Raw genomic sequence first — 15,748 nt, 5'->3', positions numbered from 1 at the left:
GGTCAGCCCTCGCCTCGTCGTGCGCGCAGCCGCCGCAACGCCTCCTGGCGCCGGTCGGCCGTGGGTTCCGGCGACACGTTCCCGGTCGGGTGCTCCGGCGTGTCGGGGGCCGCTGGCGGTTCCTCCTCCAGGAAGGCCGCCAGCTGGCGGATGGTGGGACGCTCGAACATGTCCGCGATGGAGATCTCGCGGCGCAACCGTTCGCGGAGCCTGGCGTTGACCTTCACCAGTGAGTACGAGGTCCCGCCGACCTCGAAGAAGCGGGTGTCCAGGTCCGGCTCGGCGACCCCGGTGACCTCGCTCCACGCCTCGCGGACGAGCCGCTGCATCTCGGTGACGGCACCGCCCCCGGTCGTGGGGGCGGCCACCGGGGGCGGGAGCTGCCTGAGGTCGACCTTGCCGTTGGCGGCGGTGGGCAGCGCGGGCAGTCGGCGCAGCATGGTCGGCACCATGTACCACGGAAGCGCCGCGTGCAGCAGCGCGGTGTCCGCCCCGGTGCCGACCTCCCGGTCCGCGACCAGGTAGCCGACGAGTACCCGCTCGCCGCCCGGCAGCGTGCCGACGTGTGCCACCGCGTCGGTCACCCCGGGCAGTTCACGCAGCCTGAGCTCGATCTCGGCGGGCTCGACCCGGAAGCCGTGCAGCTTGACCTGCCGGTCGATGCGGCCGTGGAACAGCAGGCCGCAGGCGGCGGTGGCGGTGCCCAGGTCGCCGGTGCGGTACATGCGGGCACCCGGTTCCCCGGTCGGGTCCGGCACGAACTGCGCCGCCGTGCGCCGGGGGTCGCCGAGGTACCCGCGGGCCACGCCGGCGCCGGCCACACAGATCTCCCCGGGCACCCCGGCCACGAGCGGCCGGTGGTCGGGCCCGCAGACCAGGACCCGGGCCCCCTGGATGGGCCGTCCGATCGGGACGCTGCGGTAGCCGGCGTCCACGGGGTCCGGGGACCACACGGTGCAGCCCACGACGGTCTCGGTGGGGCCGTACTCGTTGAAGACCAGGCAGTCCGGGTGGTTGGCGCGCCAGCGGGCGACCACGTCGGTTGGCAGGTCCTCGCCGCCGAGCACGACCGCGCGCACCCGGCCGTAGCCGGCCAGGTCGAGCCGGGACAGCAGCGCCAGATGGGCCGGCGTGAGCTTGAGCAGGCTCACGTCACCGACGGCGCGGATCGCCGCGAGCAGCCCGTCGATGCCCTCGTCGGCGTCGGTGACGACCACCCGTTGGCCGACCAGCAGCGGCGCGAGCAGGGAGGTCACCGAGAGGTCGAAGATCACGGCCGTGTGCGAGACGACCCCGGCGCCGGCGGCCAGCGGGTACTCCCGCGCGGCCACGTCGAGGTAGTTGTCCAGGCCCCGGCGGGTCACCATGACGCCCTTCGGGGTGCCGGTGCTGCCCGAGGTGAACATGACGTAGGCCAAGGACTCCGGGCCGCCACCGGGCGGATCGGCCGGCCCGGTCGGTGTCGGGTCCGCTCCGGCGGTCGGGTCGACCACCTGCACGTCGGCCGGCAGCAGCTGCGGCGCGGAGCCGTCGTGCACGACCAGGCGCGCTCCGGCGGTCGCCAGCATGTGCGCGATGCGGCCCGCGGGCAGCCGGTGGTGCAGCGGCACGTAGGCCAGGCCGGCGGCGTGCACGCCGAGCAGGGAGACCACCAGGTCGGGACCGTCGGCCGCCAGCACACCGACGCACTCGTCGGGCCGGGCGCCGCGCCGGCGCAGCTCGCCGGCCAGGCGGCGGGCCGCGTGCACCAGTTCGGCGTAGGTCAGCCACTCGTCGCCCGTGCCCACGGCCGGTGCCTGCGGCGTCCGGGCCGCCTGCTGCTGGATGCGCCGCCAGAACGACGGCGGGTCCACCGGCGTCGCGGCGGCGTCGGTGCCGACCGGTGCGGCGCCCCGCCAGGCCCGGCCGGCCCGCACCAGCGTGGGGAGATCGGCGAGCAGGCCGTCCAGGGTGTCCAGCAGTTGGGCGGCGTCGTCGCGGTGGATCCGGTCGGGGGCGTGGCGCAGCAGCAGGTCCCCGCGCTGCGCGCCGACGGCCGGAGCGAGCATCAGGGTACGCGCGAACGGCGGTGGCGCGGGCGGCGACAGCACGGCCTCACCGCCCGGCACCGTGACGGCGGCGTGGGCCGGAGCCGTGGTGAACGCGTACGCCGGCAGTGCGTCCGGCTCGCTCGCCTCGTGCCAGACCGGCCGCCGCAGGGCCGGACCGGCGAGCCACCTGTCGGCGGCGAGCAGCACGTCTCGGACGGCGGCGTCACCGGCCAGGCCGACCGGCCACGGCCGGTACCCGGTCAGCGGGCCGACGACGGTGTCGGGGACGGGTGCCCGGCGCTCGTCGACCCCGACCCAGAGCTGGTCCGGTTCGCCGTCGGCGATCGCGCGCAGGAGCAGCCACCAGCAGCCGAGCAGGACCGCCTCGGCCGTGACGTCGAGCAGCTCGGCGGCCTCCCGCAGACCGTCGCGCGCGGCCCCGGTCGCGACGTGACCCAGCAGACCCTCGGCCGACGCGGTGCCGGTCACGGGACGTTCGAACGGCACCGCGTTGACCGGGCCCCGCGCCGGTAGCGGCTCCGGGGCCTGCCGTTGCAGGTTGTGCTGCCACTGGGCGTACCGCAGCAGGGAGTCCAGGCCCGCCGGGTCGGCCGGCCGGCCTGCCACCTCGTCGACCAGGGCGGACTGGAGCATCCGGAGGGTGCCGGCGTCGGCGAGGGTGCCGGGGACCCGGATCAGCACCCGGCTGCCACCGTCGGGCTCGGCGTGCACCTCGAAGCACACCGACGCGGCGGGGTCCGCCGGGCCGTCGAGGATCTGCAGCGCCGCGCCGTGCCGGTCGTCGCCGACGAGACGGGTACGCGCCAGCGGGTGTCGTTCCCGCAGCGCGTGGACGACCTCCTCCGCCCGGGCCACGGCGACGGGCAGCCGAACCTCGGCGGTGCCGTGCCAGGACGCCGGGTCGGGCAGGTGGCTGACCAGCCATCGCTGCCACGGCGCTGCGCGGAAGAGGCCCGGTGCCGCCATCAGTCGGTCACTCGCCCCGCGGCCTCGGCGAGGGCGGTACGCAGGGACAGCGGCCGCATGTCCGTCCACACCTGCTCGATGTGGTCGAGGCACTCGTCGCGGGAACCGCTGAAGCCGACCGCGCGCCAGCCCGTCGGCGGCTCCCGGTCGGCGAGCCACACGGAGTACTGCTCCTCCTCGTTGATCACGACTAGGTACACACGCCGGTCGTCATCATCGTTGAACACGTCTCCGCGCCTCCCGCTCGACAGTCCCGCCACGGCAGCACCACGCTCGGTCCACTGATTGGTCGCGTCGATGGCAGGAGGTAGCCCGCCCACCACGACAGGTAGCGGGTGCCGACATCCATCAACGAGTTTCCAATTAACCGGGCGCGCCTGCCAGAAACAATTCGTAACCTGCTCGCGACGCTCCGGAATGGAGCACTTTCGCACCCCTCCCCGATTCGCATCGCGAGCATGCACCAACAGTTTACCGATGTCAACTACTAGTTTCCTGCCCCGATCTCGACCCGCCTCTACGGCGTCCCGCCACCCGCAGAAGGCGTGCCGCAGAGCTGTCGGCAACCCCTAGCATCCCCTGTTCACCGCCCTTCGGCGGTGGGGTGGTCAGCTCGGCGAGCAACGCGTCCGGATCGGGCAGTCGCGCCGAAAAATTGCGAAGCGCGGCCGCGAACTCGGTGACAAAGTCATCGGATACCGCAGCTTGCCGATATGTTATGCCGAGATCCGTACCGTCCGGTCGCTGGGCGATCCCAATACGCAGATCGTGGCGGGCCTGCTGCGCCTGTATCGACACCGGCTGGACATCGAGCCCGGGCACCTCGGGAAATGGCGCGTCCAGATAGGCCACAAGCCATAGGACATGTCCACCGGAGACGGCGTGCGACCGGTTACCCACCAATTCCTCGTACGGCACGCGCTGCAACGACCACGCCTCGTTCAGGTCATCGGCGACCTGGGCGAGCAGGTCACCGAACGTCCGGCAGCCGGCCAGCGCGACCCGCACCACGGCCGTGGTCGCGAAGTAGCCGATCGTGCGCCACTGCGCCGCGTTCTCGCGCCCGAACCCGGGCGTGCCGACGAGCAGCTCGTCCGGCCCGCCCGCCGCGGCGACCGCCAGTCCGATCACGGCGAGGCGCACCGCGAGCGAGGTACGGCCGGCCGCCCGGCGGCCCCGGTCCCACGCCTGCTGGGCCTCGCCGTCGAGCCGGACCGCCAGCGACCGCGCCGCCCACGGCGAAGCGGCCGACACCGCCGGTCCCGGTGCGGGCAGGACCGGTGCCGGCACCCCGGACAGCGCGGCCCGTCGCCGGGCGACCCGCTCGAGAAGCGCCGGGTCCGCCCGCCAGTCGACCGCGGGAGGCTCGGCCGCGTCGCTCCGTTCCCGCGCCACCAGCAGGTCGACCGGCACGGCCTCGACGGCCAGCGCCCGGTAGTTGGTCATCACCTGCTCGCCGAACAGCCGCACCGCGTGGTCGTCGGCGACCAGGTGGTGGATCGCCAGCGCCACGACGTGCTGCCCGGCCCCCGACCGCAGCAGCGCCACCCGTACGAGCGGGCCGTCGACCAGGTCCATCGGCTGGCTGATCACCTCGGCCACCAACTGGTGCACCAGGTCGTCGGTGCCGCCCGGCACGTCCAGCAGCGCGACGTCGAGGGGCATCCGCTCGCGCACCACCAGGACCGGCAGACCCTGCTCGATCGCCACCACCGTACGCAGCGCGGCATGCTGGCTGACCGCCGCCCGCACCGCGTCCCGGAACAGGTCGGTACGCAGCGGCCCGTGCAGGCGGAACGCGCCGCCGAGCTGGTAGCCGACGCTGCCGCCGTAGCGCTGGTGCAGCAGCCAGATGCGCAGCTGCCGGTCGGTGAGCGCCCGGCGGACCGACTGCCCGCCGGTCAGCAACGCGAGCAGGGCGTCACGGTGGGTACGCAGCCGCTGCCGCAGCGGGTCGGTCAGCACCCCGGTGGGTGCCCGGAAGGCGAGCCGGCCGTCGGTGACGGTCAGCTCCACGCCCAGCCCCCGGAGCTCGGCGAGCAGCTCGGCGGGCTCCTGTGCGCCGGGCCCGCCCGGCCCTGGCCCCGTCGCGGCGTCGGGGGCGCTCACACGAAGCCCTCCTCGTAGTCCAGCGCCGCACCCCCGCCGACCGGTCCGCCGAGCACCGTGGTCAGCAGGTCCTCCCGCTGGTCCAGGCCGAGGCACTGGATGACCGCATCGTCCGCGAAGCCCCCGATCTGGCACAGCCCCAGCCCGTGCCGGGCCGCGTCCTGCCGCAGCAGCATGGCCATCGAGCCCGCCTCCAACGCGGCGAACCGTGCGGTGCGCGCGCCGTACTTCTGGCTGATCGCCGCCGAGTCCGCCGCGAGGTAGACGGCGAAGGCCGCCGCGCCGGCCACCGGCCGGTTGACGCCGCCGAACCACTCGGGGTCGAAGCCGACCGCCGAGGCGAACATCGCCAACCGGTGCGCCACCGGGTTGTAGAAGTAGACCCCGGGGGCGAGCCCGTCGACCCGGGACGGCCGCACGTGCACGAAGGTGCGCACCGCGTACAGGCCACCGGCGGAGGGGTAGCGGAACTTCGACCGGCCGTCGAGTTCGACGGCCCGCAACACCGAGAGCAGGCTGCCGAGCTGCTCGCCGGTGACCGCCCCCGCCCCGTCCCCGCCCCGCCACGAGGCGCTGTCGCGGTACAGGTCGAGGTCCGTGGCCGCGTCCGGTGCCGGCATCGACCGACCCGCCAGGCTGTGCAGCGTACGGTGGCGCAGCACGGCCCGCTGGACCAGCTCCGCCGACGGCGCCTGCTCGTCCCCGTCGCCGGAGCCCGAGCCGATCCGGCCGCCGGCCCGTAGCCGGTCCAGCAGGTCGGACTCCAGCATCCGCTCGATCGCCGCGACGCGCGGGTTGCGCACCAGTTCCTCGTACGGCGGGCGGAAGTCCAGCTCCCGCTCCAGCACGTTGCAGAGCCGGACCAGGTCCACCGAGTCGAGCCCGGCCAGCATCAGGTCGTCGTCGAGGCCCAGCTGGTCGTTCCCGGTCGCCTGCCGGGCGAGACCGAGCAGGTACTCGGCGAACGGGCGCGGGGTCCGCGGCGCCGTCTCGACCGGGAGCGGCGCCGTGGCGGCCGGCTCCGGCTCCGCCGGGACCGGTGGCGACAGCTCCAGCAGCCGGGCGCGGTCGAGCTTGCCGTTGGCGCTGACCGGCAGCGACTCCACGACCAGGAACCTGCTCGGCACCAGGTACTCCGGCAGGCTCGCGCCGAGCGCCGTACGCAGCGCGGAGACGTCGAGCCGCTCGTCGGCGGGCACCAGGTAGGCCACCAACTGCCGCTGGCCGTCCCGGGGGCCGACCGCCGCGACGGCCGCCGACTGCACGTCGGGGAGCCGGACCAGGGCGGCCTCCACCTCGGCCAGTTCGACCCGGTGGCCCTGGATCTTCACCTGCCCGTCCCGCCGGCCGAGGAACTCCAGGCAGCCGTCGGGGTGCCGCCGGGCGAGGTCGCCGGTGCGGTAGAGCCGGCCGAGCCGCTCGTGCTCGACGAACGCCGCGGCGGTGAGCTCCGGGGCGTCCCAGTAGCCCTGTGCCAGCCCGACCCCACCGATGTAGAGGTCGCCGGCGACGCCGACCGGACGCTCGCGCCCCGCCTCGTCGAGCACGTACAGCCGCTGGTTGGTCAGGGGGAAGCCGTACGGCACGCTGGACCAGCCACGGTCGCCGTCGCGCACGTCGTAGGCGACCGACCAGATGGCCGCCTCCGTGGCTCCGCCGAGACTGACCACCCGCGCGTTCGGGGCCACCCGGCGGATGCGCGCGGGCAGGTTCAACGGGATCCAGTCCCCGCTGAGCAGCACCAGCCGCAGGTCCGGCAGGACCGCCGAGCGCAGCTCGCAGACGTCCACGAAGAGGTTCATCAACGCGGGCGCCGAGTTCCAGACGGTGACGCGCTCGGCCTGCATCCGGGCCAGCCACCGTGCCGGGTCCTTGCCGGCCTGCCCCGGCTCGGCGCTGACCACCGTGGCGCCGGCGGCCAGGGTGCCGAAGATGTCCCAGACCGACAGGTCGAAACCGATCGACGACACCGCGAAGACGCGGTCCCGCTCGTCGACGCCGTACCGCTGGTTCACGTCGAGCACGGTGTTCGCCGCCGCCCGGTGGGAGACCTGCACGCCCTTCGGCGCTCCCGTCGAGCCGGAGGTGAACACCACGTAGGCGCTCTGGTCCAACGGCACCTCCGGCAGCCGGCCCGGCGCCGGCACGTCGACCGGTCCGCCCGCGCCCGAGCGCGCGGTCAGCACCACGAGCTGCTCCGACGCCCACTCCGGACGGAGGTCGTGCGCACCGACCACAAGCGTCCGGATGCCGCCCCGCCGGGCGAGTTCGGTGAGGCGCCCGGCCGGCAGGTTCGCGTCCAGCGGCAGGTACGCCCCGCCGGCGAGTTGGACGCCGAGCACGCCGACCGCCCGGTCGATGCCGTCGCGCGCGTGCACACCGACCAGCTCGCCCGCCGTCACCCCGGCGTCGGTCAGGCGGACGGCGAGCGCCGTCGCGGCGTCCCGCAGGCCCGCGTAGTCGAGCCTCGCGTCCGGGTCGACCAGCGCCGTGCGGTCCGGCCACCGGTCGGCGGCCTCGGTCACCAGCTCGTGCAGCGGTCGTACCGGCAGCTCCGCCACCGGTTCGGTGCTCTCCCGCAGCGCCGCCACCGCAGCCGGCGGCCGGGCCGGCCGGGCCGCCGCCCAGGCGGCCGGCTCGGCGAGTTCCCCCAACAGGTCGGTGAAGGCGGCGAACATCTCCGCCAGCAGGCCGTCCGGAAAGGCGTCGGCGACGACGTCCCACCAGACCCAGACCTCCCCGGCGGATTCCGACACCTGGCAGTCGATCAGCACCTGCGGCGTCTGGGAGAGCGCGTAGTGGATCGTGCCCAGCCGGCTCAGGTCGGTACGGAAGTCGTCGTTGCCGGGGTCCTGGACGTAGGTGAAGACCACCGGCATCGCGGACTCGCCCCCGCGCCTGCGGGCGAGTTCCCGCAGCACCTCGACGCCGCTGACCTGCCGGTGCTCCAGGTCGCTCCACATCTGCCGTTGCAGGCTCGCGGCCAGCTCGGTGAACGATCCGGCGGCGGCCAGGTCCGCCCCCAGCAGGCTGATGTTGGTGAACGGCCCGACCACCCGGTCGATGTCCGGGTGCACCGGTCGACGGTCGAACAGGGTCAGGTTGAGCGTGAAGCGCGGCGCGGCGGTCCAGACCCCCAACGCCTCGGCGAAGGCCCCCAGCACGGTGCCCGCCGGCGCCACCCCCGCCGCCCCCGCCAGCTTGCGCACCGCCGCCCAGGTCTCGGCGGACAGCCGGGTCTCCAGCCGGGAGAAGCGCGGGATCTCCGGCTGCTCGGCGGCGGGCCGTACGGGCAGGTCAGGCGCCGGCGGCAGCGCCTCGATCCGCTCCCGCCAGTACGCCCAGTCGGCCTCGCGGGCCCCGTCGTCCGCCCGGTTCAGGTGCGTCACGTAGTCGCGGAAGGTGACCCCGATCGCCGGCAGTTCGCGGTCGGCGTCCTCGTACAGGTCGGCCAGTTCGACGGCGAGGATGCGGAAGCTCAGCGCGTCGGCGATCAGGATGTCGAAGCTGATGTGCAGCCGGGACGTCGACTCCCCGGTCCGGGTGGCCCGCAGGTCGAACAACGGCCACTGATCGGCCCGGAGGACCTGGTGGGACATCTCGTCGCGGATGTCGTCGAGCAGCCGGCCACCGTCCGGGCCGGTCGCGTCCGCGACGGGGATCCGGTACGACGGCACCTCGTCGAGCACCCGCTGGTTGCCGTCGTCGTCGATGACCGCCCGCAGCATCGGGTGCCGCTGGACCAGCCGGTCGCAGGCCCGGCTCAACCGGTCGACGTCCAGTTCGCGCACGTCGAGTTCCAGATAGCCGTGGCAGGCGGTCCCGCCGAGCCGCTGCCCCTCGCGGCGACCCACCCAGTAGGCCGCCTGCAGGTCGGTCAGGGGGAACGGCTCGCGTTGCTCCTCGGCGGGTGCCGAGCGGAGGACGGCCGCCTCCCGGACACCTTCGTCCTTCACGGAGAGTGAGCGAACGATCCGCTGCCGCAACAGCTCGCGGCGATCGGACGGCGACGGCGACGCTCCGGACTGCACCGGCTCCGGCATGCGGTCTCCCTCTCTCGTCTCACCCTCTGGGGTACGTGTGGGTGCGCAGACCATACCGGGTGAAGATAGCCACCGGCCGTCGCGCCCACCGGCGTCCGCACCCCTTCCCGTACCCCTAAAAAGCGGAGGTGGGGAGCCGTACCGAGGGAAGCATGGGGAGGCTTGGACAGTGACAGTGACAGACCCTCCCGTCGGTTGGGACCTACCCGACCACCAGGTCGCCGAGATCCGGGACTTCCTCCGGGACTGCGCGGAGACCGCCGCCGGCACGGTGGACGCCGCCCGGCCGGAAGCGGTGCTCACCGAGTTCGCCAGGACCTCCGGATACCGGCACACTGAGGACGAACTCGTCACTGGCTGTAAGATCGCGTGGCGCAACAGCGTGCACTGCGTCGGCAAGGCCAACTGGCGGGTGCTCGACGTACGCGATGCCCGGCAGGCGACCGAACCGGACGACATCTACGAGGCATGCGTGGAGCACCTGCGCCGGGCCACCAACGGCGGCCGGATCCGGGCCACGATCACCGTGCTCGGCGCGCAGCCACCCGACGGTCCCGGTCCACGGATCTGGAACTCGCAGCTCGTGCGCTACGCCGGCTACCGCCAGCCGGACGGTACGGTCGTCGGCGATCCGGAGACGGTCGCCTTCACCGAGTGGGCCCGGTCCCTGGGCTGGCCCGGCGGTGCCGGTGGGCCGTTCGACATCCTGCCGCTGGTGATCAGTGCCGGTACGGCGCCGCCCCGCTGGTATCCGTTGCCGGCCGACGCGGTGCTGGAGGTGCCGCTGAGCCATCCGACGCTGCCCTGGTTCGCCGACCTCGGCCTGCGCTGGTACGCCCACCCGGCGATCAGCGACCAGAAGCTGCGCATGGGCGGGCTGACCTACCCGGCCGTGCCCTTCTCCGGCTGGTACACCAGCACCGAGATCGGCGCCCGCAACCTGTCCGACAGCAACCGGTACGACATGCTCCCGGTCATCGCGGACCGGATGGGGCTGGACCGCCGCTCCAGCCGCACGTTGTGGCAGGACCGGGCGATGCTGGAGCTGCTGACCGCCGTCATGCACTCGTTCGAACTGCACGGCGTCACGATCGTCGACCATCACTTCGTGGCCGAGGCGTTCGTCCGGCACGAACGGCGGGAACAGGCCGCCGGCCGCACCGTCGACGCCTGCTGGCGCAGCCTGGTGGCGCCGACGGGGGCGTCCACCACGGCGACGTTCTCCCGGCGGTATCCGGAGACCGTACGGCTGCCGAACTTCTTCCCGCACGAACCGCGCGAGGCCGGCGGGGCGAACGGCCCGGGCTGCCCGGTCACCGGCCACGGCGGCTGACGCGACGGACGGACCGGGGCGCGCCGGAGGACCTGCGTGGGTCCTTCCGGGTGCGCTCCGGTCCGTCCGGTCGTGGCCCGGTCCCGGCGGCCGGTCAGTCGGCCAGGGCCCGGTTGCAGGCCGAGAGCACGGCCCGCACCTGGGCGTCCGCCGGGGAGTCGGCCAACCCGACACCCCACAGGGTACGGTCCCGGATGCGGCACTCGACGTAGACCGCGACGCCGCCCTGCCCGTCGGTGAGCGGCTGCTCCTGCTGTTCGAGCAGTTCGACGTCGATCCCCTCGTCGCCCAGCGCGGCGACGAGTGCCGCCGAGGGCGTCGGCCCCGCGCCCACCCGTTCGCCGCTGCCGCCGGCGGTCTTCAGGGTCCCGGCGAAGCGGTAGCCCTCCGCCGCCGCGCCGGCGATGCGCCAGTCGTCGACCGTGACCGGGCCGTCGGGGTCCAGGTACCGGCCCCGGAAGAGGTCCCACAGGTGCTTCGCCGTGACCTCGGCCCCGCTGGCGTCACTGACGCTCTGCACGAACCGGGAGAACTCGATCTGGAGCCGCCGGGGCAGTTGCAGCCCCTGCGTCTGGTGCAGCAGGTGGGCGATGCCCCCCTTGCCGGACTGGCTGTTGATGCGTACCACCGCCGCGTAGTCACGACCGACGTCCGACGGGTCGATCGGCAGGTACGGCACCTCCCAGGGCGCCTCCTCCACCGGCACCCCGAGCTGCGCGGCCCGCTTGCGGTGGTGCGCCAGCCCCTTGCTGATCGCGTCCTGGTGGGTGCCGGAGAACGCCGTGTAGACGAGGTCGCCACCGTAGGGGTGCCGCTCCGGCACCACCATCCGATTGCAGTACTCGACGGTGCGGCGGACCTCGTCGATGTCGGTCAGGTCCAGCATCGGATCGACGCCCTGCGAGTGCAGGTTGAGCGCCAGCGTGACCAGGTCGACGTTGCCGGTCCGCTCCCCGTTGCCGAACAGGCAGCCCTCCACCCGCTCGGCGCCGGCGAGCAGCGCCAGCTCCGCGGAGGCGACACCGGTGCCCCGGTCGTTGTGCGGGTGCACGGAGAGGATGACGCCGTCGCGGCGGGCCAACTGCCGCGACATGTACTCGATCTGGTCGGCGAACAGGTTGGGGGTGGTCGTCTCCACGGTCGTCGGCAGGTTCAGCCGGACGGGGCGTTGCGGGCACGCGTCCCAGAGCGCGGTCAGCGTGTCGCAGACCTCCAGCACGTAGTCCGGCTCGGTGAGGTTGAAGACCTCCGGCGAGAACTGGAAGTGCAGGTCCACCCCGGGATACCGCTCGGCGAGGCGCAGCACGTCCTCGCCCGCCGTGAGGATCAGCTTCAGCACCTCGGCGCGGGTCCCGCCCAGGACGACCTCCCGCCAGGCCGGCGCGGTCGCCACGCAGAGGTGGATCACCGCCCGCGGGTAGCCCGCGACGGCCTCGAAGGTACGTTCGACCAGGTCACGGCGGCCCGGAGTGAAGACGACCGGGGTGACGTCGTCGGGGATGGCGTCCTCGTCGGCGAGGTGGCGGGCGAACTCGAAGTCGGCCAGGCTGGCCGACGGGTAGCCGACCTCGATCTCCTTGAAGCCGATCCGGAGCAGCGTGTCGAACATGCGCCGCTTGCGCGCGGGGTCCATCGGCTCGGCCAGCGCCTGGTTGCCGTCGCGCAGGTCCACCGAGGCCCAGAGCGGAGCCCGCACCAGCCGCCGGTCCGGCCAGGTGCGCCCGCGCAGCGGAATCTCGATCCGCTCCTCCGCCGGCCGGTACCGGGCGTACCGCATGGGGCTGGGTCGTTGCGGATTCCAGTGCGCGGCCGACCCTGCGTCCGCACGGGGCGATGACTGATCGGAGAATTCCGGAATGGTTGGCATTTGTTGCCCCGTCTCTCCCTCGTCGAGACTGGCGGACGGCACGGTCTGTCCAGCGTCGGACCAGCGCACCGGGACGCGATTCACCGGTCGTGAGGGGTCTCACGAGAGGATCTTCAGACTTTCCTGACGCAGGAGGCTATACCCAAGCCGGATGCCCGGCAACGGCCACTAAGGGTCGCTCCACCCCTGGTAGGGGCACCGTTGAACTGCCAATCAATGCGCAAGGGACGGACCAAAACGGTGTGTTACCGACTACGCGCGCGATACGCCCACGCACGCGAGCGATAGTCTGGCGGGACACTTCCACAGCGACCAGCGGCGGCCTCGTGCCCTGGTCGGTTGTCATCGAGATGGAGCACGACGTGCTGACAATGCAGGACGCTCTGGCACGCCTGAACGCGTACTGGACGGAGCAGGGCTGTTTGACGGTCCAGCCGATGAACACCGAGGTCGGTGCCGGCACGCTCAACCCGGCGACGTTCCTGCGGGTGCTGGGTCCCGAGCCGTGGCGGGTGGCCTACGTCGAGCCGTCGGTACGTCCGGATGACGCCCGGTACGGGGAGAACCCGAACCGGATCCAGTGCCACACCCAGTTCCAGGTGGTCATCAAGCCCGAGCCCGAGAACGCGCAGGAGCTCTACCTCGGCAGCCTGGCCGCGTTGGGGATCGACGTGACCGCGCACGACGTGCGCTTCGTCGAGGACAACTGGGCCTCCCCCGCGCTGGGCGCCTGGGGGTTGGGGTGGGAGGTGTGGCTCGACGGGCTGGAGATCACCCAGTTCACCTACTTCCAGCAGGCTGGCGGGATCAGCCTCGATCCGCCGTCCGTGGAGATCACGTACGGCATCGAGCGGATCATGATGGCGCTCCAGGGGGTCCGGCACTTCAAGGAGATCGCCTACGCCGACGGGGTCAGCTACGGCGAGGTGTTCGGCCAGGCCGAGTACGAGATGTCCCGCTACTACCTCGACGACGCGGACGTGGCCACGAACCGGACGCTGCTGGACCGGTACGCGAGCGAGGCCCAGCGGCTGATCGACATCGGTCTGCCGGTGCCGGCCTACAGCTACGTGCTGAAGTGCTCGCACACCTTCAACGTGCTCGACGCGCGGGGCGCGGTGTCGACCGCGGAACGCGCGGCGGAGTTCGCGCGGATGCGGCGTCTCGCCGCCGACGTGGCCAAGCTGTGGATCTCCGAGCGGGAGTCGTTGCAGCACCCGCTGGGTGTGACGCCGGCCGCGGTGGCCGCGCGGGTCGCCGAGCCGGCCGGCACCGGCGCCGCGTCCGGGCCACGGCAGGTGGTCTTCGAGATCGGGGTGGAGGAGATGCCCCCGGCGGAGGCGCGCGCCGCGCGGGAGCAGCTGGCCCGCGAGTTGACCGAGCGGCTGGGGGCGACCCGGCTGGATCACGGGTCGGTCCGGCTGCACGCCACCCCGCGGCGGCTGGTCGCGATCGTGGAGAACGTCGCCGCCGTGGAGGCGGACCACACGCGTACGGTCAAGGGCCCGAAGGTCAGCGCCGGGTTCCGTCCGGACGGGCAGCCGACCCCGGCCGCGGTGGGTTTCGCCCGCTCCCAGGGCGTCGCGGTCGAGGAGTTGACGCAGGCCGACGTCAACGGCGTGCCCCACCTGGTGGTACGCCGCCACGAGCCGGGCCGCACCGCCCAGGAGGTGCTGCGCACCGTGCTGGCGGGGGCGGTCGGCTCGCTGCGTTCGGCGAAGAACATGCGGTGGCGCGATCCGGAGCTGGCGTTCACCCGGCCGATCCGCTGGCTGCTCGCCCTCTGGGGCGACGAGGTGGTGCCGGTGACCGCCGGCATCCTCGCCGCCGACCGGCTCACCCGGGTCCACCGCACCGCCGACCGTCCGGTGCTGCCGGTCGCCTCCGCCGAGGAATACCTCGACACCGTCCGGAAGGCCGGCATCGTGGTCGACCCGGACGAGCGGCTGGCCACCATCACGGCCGCCGCCGAACGGCTCGCCGCCGACGTGGGTGGACGCGTCGACCTCGCCGCCGAGGCGAGGCTCGTCGACCAGGTCGTCTACCTGGTGGAGCAGCCCACCCCGCTACTCGGCCGGTTCGACGACAGCTACCTGCGGCTGCCCGAGGCGGTGCTCACCACCGTCATGCGCAAGCACCAGCGTTACCTCCCGGTACGCGACGCGCAGGGTGCCCTGCTGCCCTCCTTCGTCGCGGTGGGCAACGGCGACATCGACGTCGACCTCGTACGCGCCGGCAACGAGGCGGTGCTCCGCGCCCGCTACGAGGACGCGCTGTTCTTCTACCGCGCCGACCGGGACACTCCCCTGGCCGAGCTGCGCGCCCGCCTGACGGGGTTGACCTTCACCGACAAGCTCGGGTCGATGGCCGACCGCGCCGAGCGCATCGCCGCCCTGGCCCGTGAGCTCGCCGCCGGGCTGAGCCTGTCCGCCGAGGACCAGCGGACGCTCGAACGCGCCGCCGAGCTGGTCAAGTTCGACCTGGGCTCGCAGATGGTCACCGAGATGACCAGCCTCGCCGGAGTGATGGCCCGCGAGTACGCGACCCACGCCGGCGAGCCGCAGCCCGTCGCCCAGGCGCTGTTCGACGCGGAACTCCCCCGGGCCGCCGGGGACCAGCTCCCCGCCACCCTGCCGGGTGCGCTGCTCTCGCTGGCCGACCGTCTCGACCTCGTCGTCGGACTCGCCGCCACCGTCGGGCTCCCCACCGGCAGCAGCGACCCGTTCGCCGTCCGCCGAGCCGTCCTCGGCCTCCTGGCCGTCCACCGCTCGCAGCCCGCCCTCGCCGGCGTCTCCCTGACCGACGCGCTCGCCCGGGCGGCGCGTCACCAGCCGGTGCCCGTCGACGAGAAGGTGTTGGCCGGCATCGCGGAGTTCCTCACCCGCCGCCTCGAACAGCTCCTCAGCGAGGAGAACCAGCCCGTCGACCGGATCCGCGCGGTCCTGCTGCACGCCGACCGTCCGCAGTTCGCCGACCGGCTCCTCGGGCAGATCGATCGGCTTCTGACCGACGAGTCGTTCCGGGCGCTCGCCGAGGCACTGCAACGCAGCCGCCGGATCGTCCCCGCCGGCACCCCCGCCGGCTACGACCCCGCCCACCTCCACGAGCCTGCCGAGATCCGCCTGCACGAGACCTTCAAGCAGGTCAGCGCCGACCTCGCCGCCCGCCCCGACCTCGACGAGTTCACGCAGACCACGGTACGGATCACCGCACCGGTGAACACCTTCTTCGACGAGGTGTTCGTGATGGCCGAGGAGCCCGACGTGCGGGCCGCCCGACTCGGCCTCCTCGCCTCCGTCGCGGAGCTGGGAGACCGCGTCATCGACTGGTCGCAGCTGCGGATCGCCCACTCGTGACGAACCGGCCGCCAGGCCCCGCC

At 73.3% G+C, this 15,748-nt stretch carries 7 protein-coding genes; 2 read left to right on the top strand and 5 right to left on the bottom strand.

What is annotated here, in order from left to right:
* Nucleotides 1-2: 2 nt before the first annotated feature.
* The 4 genes from ACGFIG_RS25075 to ACGFIG_RS25060 all read right to left on the bottom strand — a co-directional run bounded on the left by ACGFIG_RS25075 (nucleotide 3) and on the right by ACGFIG_RS25060 (nucleotide 9,169).
* Entirely contained in the window at nucleotides 3-3,017 is a 3,015-nt protein-coding gene (locus ACGFIG_RS25075) for an amino acid adenylation domain-containing protein (protein ID WP_393006783.1), read from the bottom strand.
* Complete coding sequence (locus ACGFIG_RS25070) at nucleotides 3,017-3,244, bottom strand: MbtH family protein (protein ID WP_393006781.1); 228 nt, start codon at nucleotides 3,242-3,244, stop codon at nucleotides 3,017-3,019. Before ACGFIG_RS25070 ends, ACGFIG_RS25075 begins: the two co-directional genes overlap by 1 nt.
* 253 nt (nucleotides 3,245-3,497) lie before the next feature.
* On the bottom strand, nucleotides 3,498-5,126 hold the full coding sequence (locus ACGFIG_RS25065) for a condensation domain-containing protein (protein WP_393006779.1): 1,629 nt from the start codon (nucleotides 5,124-5,126) through the stop codon (nucleotides 3,498-3,500).
* Entirely contained in the window at nucleotides 5,123-9,169 is a 4,047-nt protein-coding gene (locus tag ACGFIG_RS25060) for an amino acid adenylation domain-containing protein (protein WP_393006777.1), read from the bottom strand. Before ACGFIG_RS25060 ends, ACGFIG_RS25065 begins: the two co-directional genes overlap by 4 nt.
* A gap of 175 nt (nucleotides 9,170-9,344) precedes the next feature.
* Here ACGFIG_RS25060 and ACGFIG_RS25055 point away from each other — a divergent pair, with 175 nt between their 5' ends.
* Nucleotides 9,345-10,502, top strand: a complete 1,158-nt coding sequence (locus ACGFIG_RS25055) for a nitric oxide synthase oxygenase (protein ID WP_393006775.1) — start codon at nucleotides 9,345-9,347, stop codon at nucleotides 10,500-10,502.
* A gap of 94 nt (nucleotides 10,503-10,596) precedes the next feature.
* On the opposite strand, the gene ACGFIG_RS25050 is transcribed toward ACGFIG_RS25055, so the two are convergent.
* The gene (locus ACGFIG_RS25050; RefSeq protein WP_393006773.1) at nucleotides 10,597-12,279 is read right to left on the bottom strand and encodes a 2-isopropylmalate synthase; all 1,683 of its coding nucleotides are present in this window, start codon (nucleotides 12,277-12,279) and stop codon (nucleotides 10,597-10,599) included.
* Nucleotides 12,280-12,740: 461 nt separating this feature from the next.
* Here ACGFIG_RS25050 and ACGFIG_RS25045 point away from each other — a divergent pair, with 461 nt between their 5' ends.
* On the top strand, nucleotides 12,741-15,725 hold the full coding sequence (locus ACGFIG_RS25045) for a glycine--tRNA ligase (protein ID WP_393006853.1): 2,985 nt from the start codon (nucleotides 12,741-12,743) through the stop codon (nucleotides 15,723-15,725).
* The last annotated feature ends 23 nt before the right edge of the window (nucleotides 15,726-15,748 follow it).

It is taken from the genome of Micromonospora sp. NPDC049048 (assembly GCF_043197615.1).
GTDB lineage: Bacteria > Actinomycetota > Actinomycetes > Mycobacteriales > Micromonosporaceae > Micromonospora.
The sequence above is the reverse complement of the archived record's forward strand: the minus strand, read 5'-3'. Positions and strand labels throughout refer to the sequence as shown.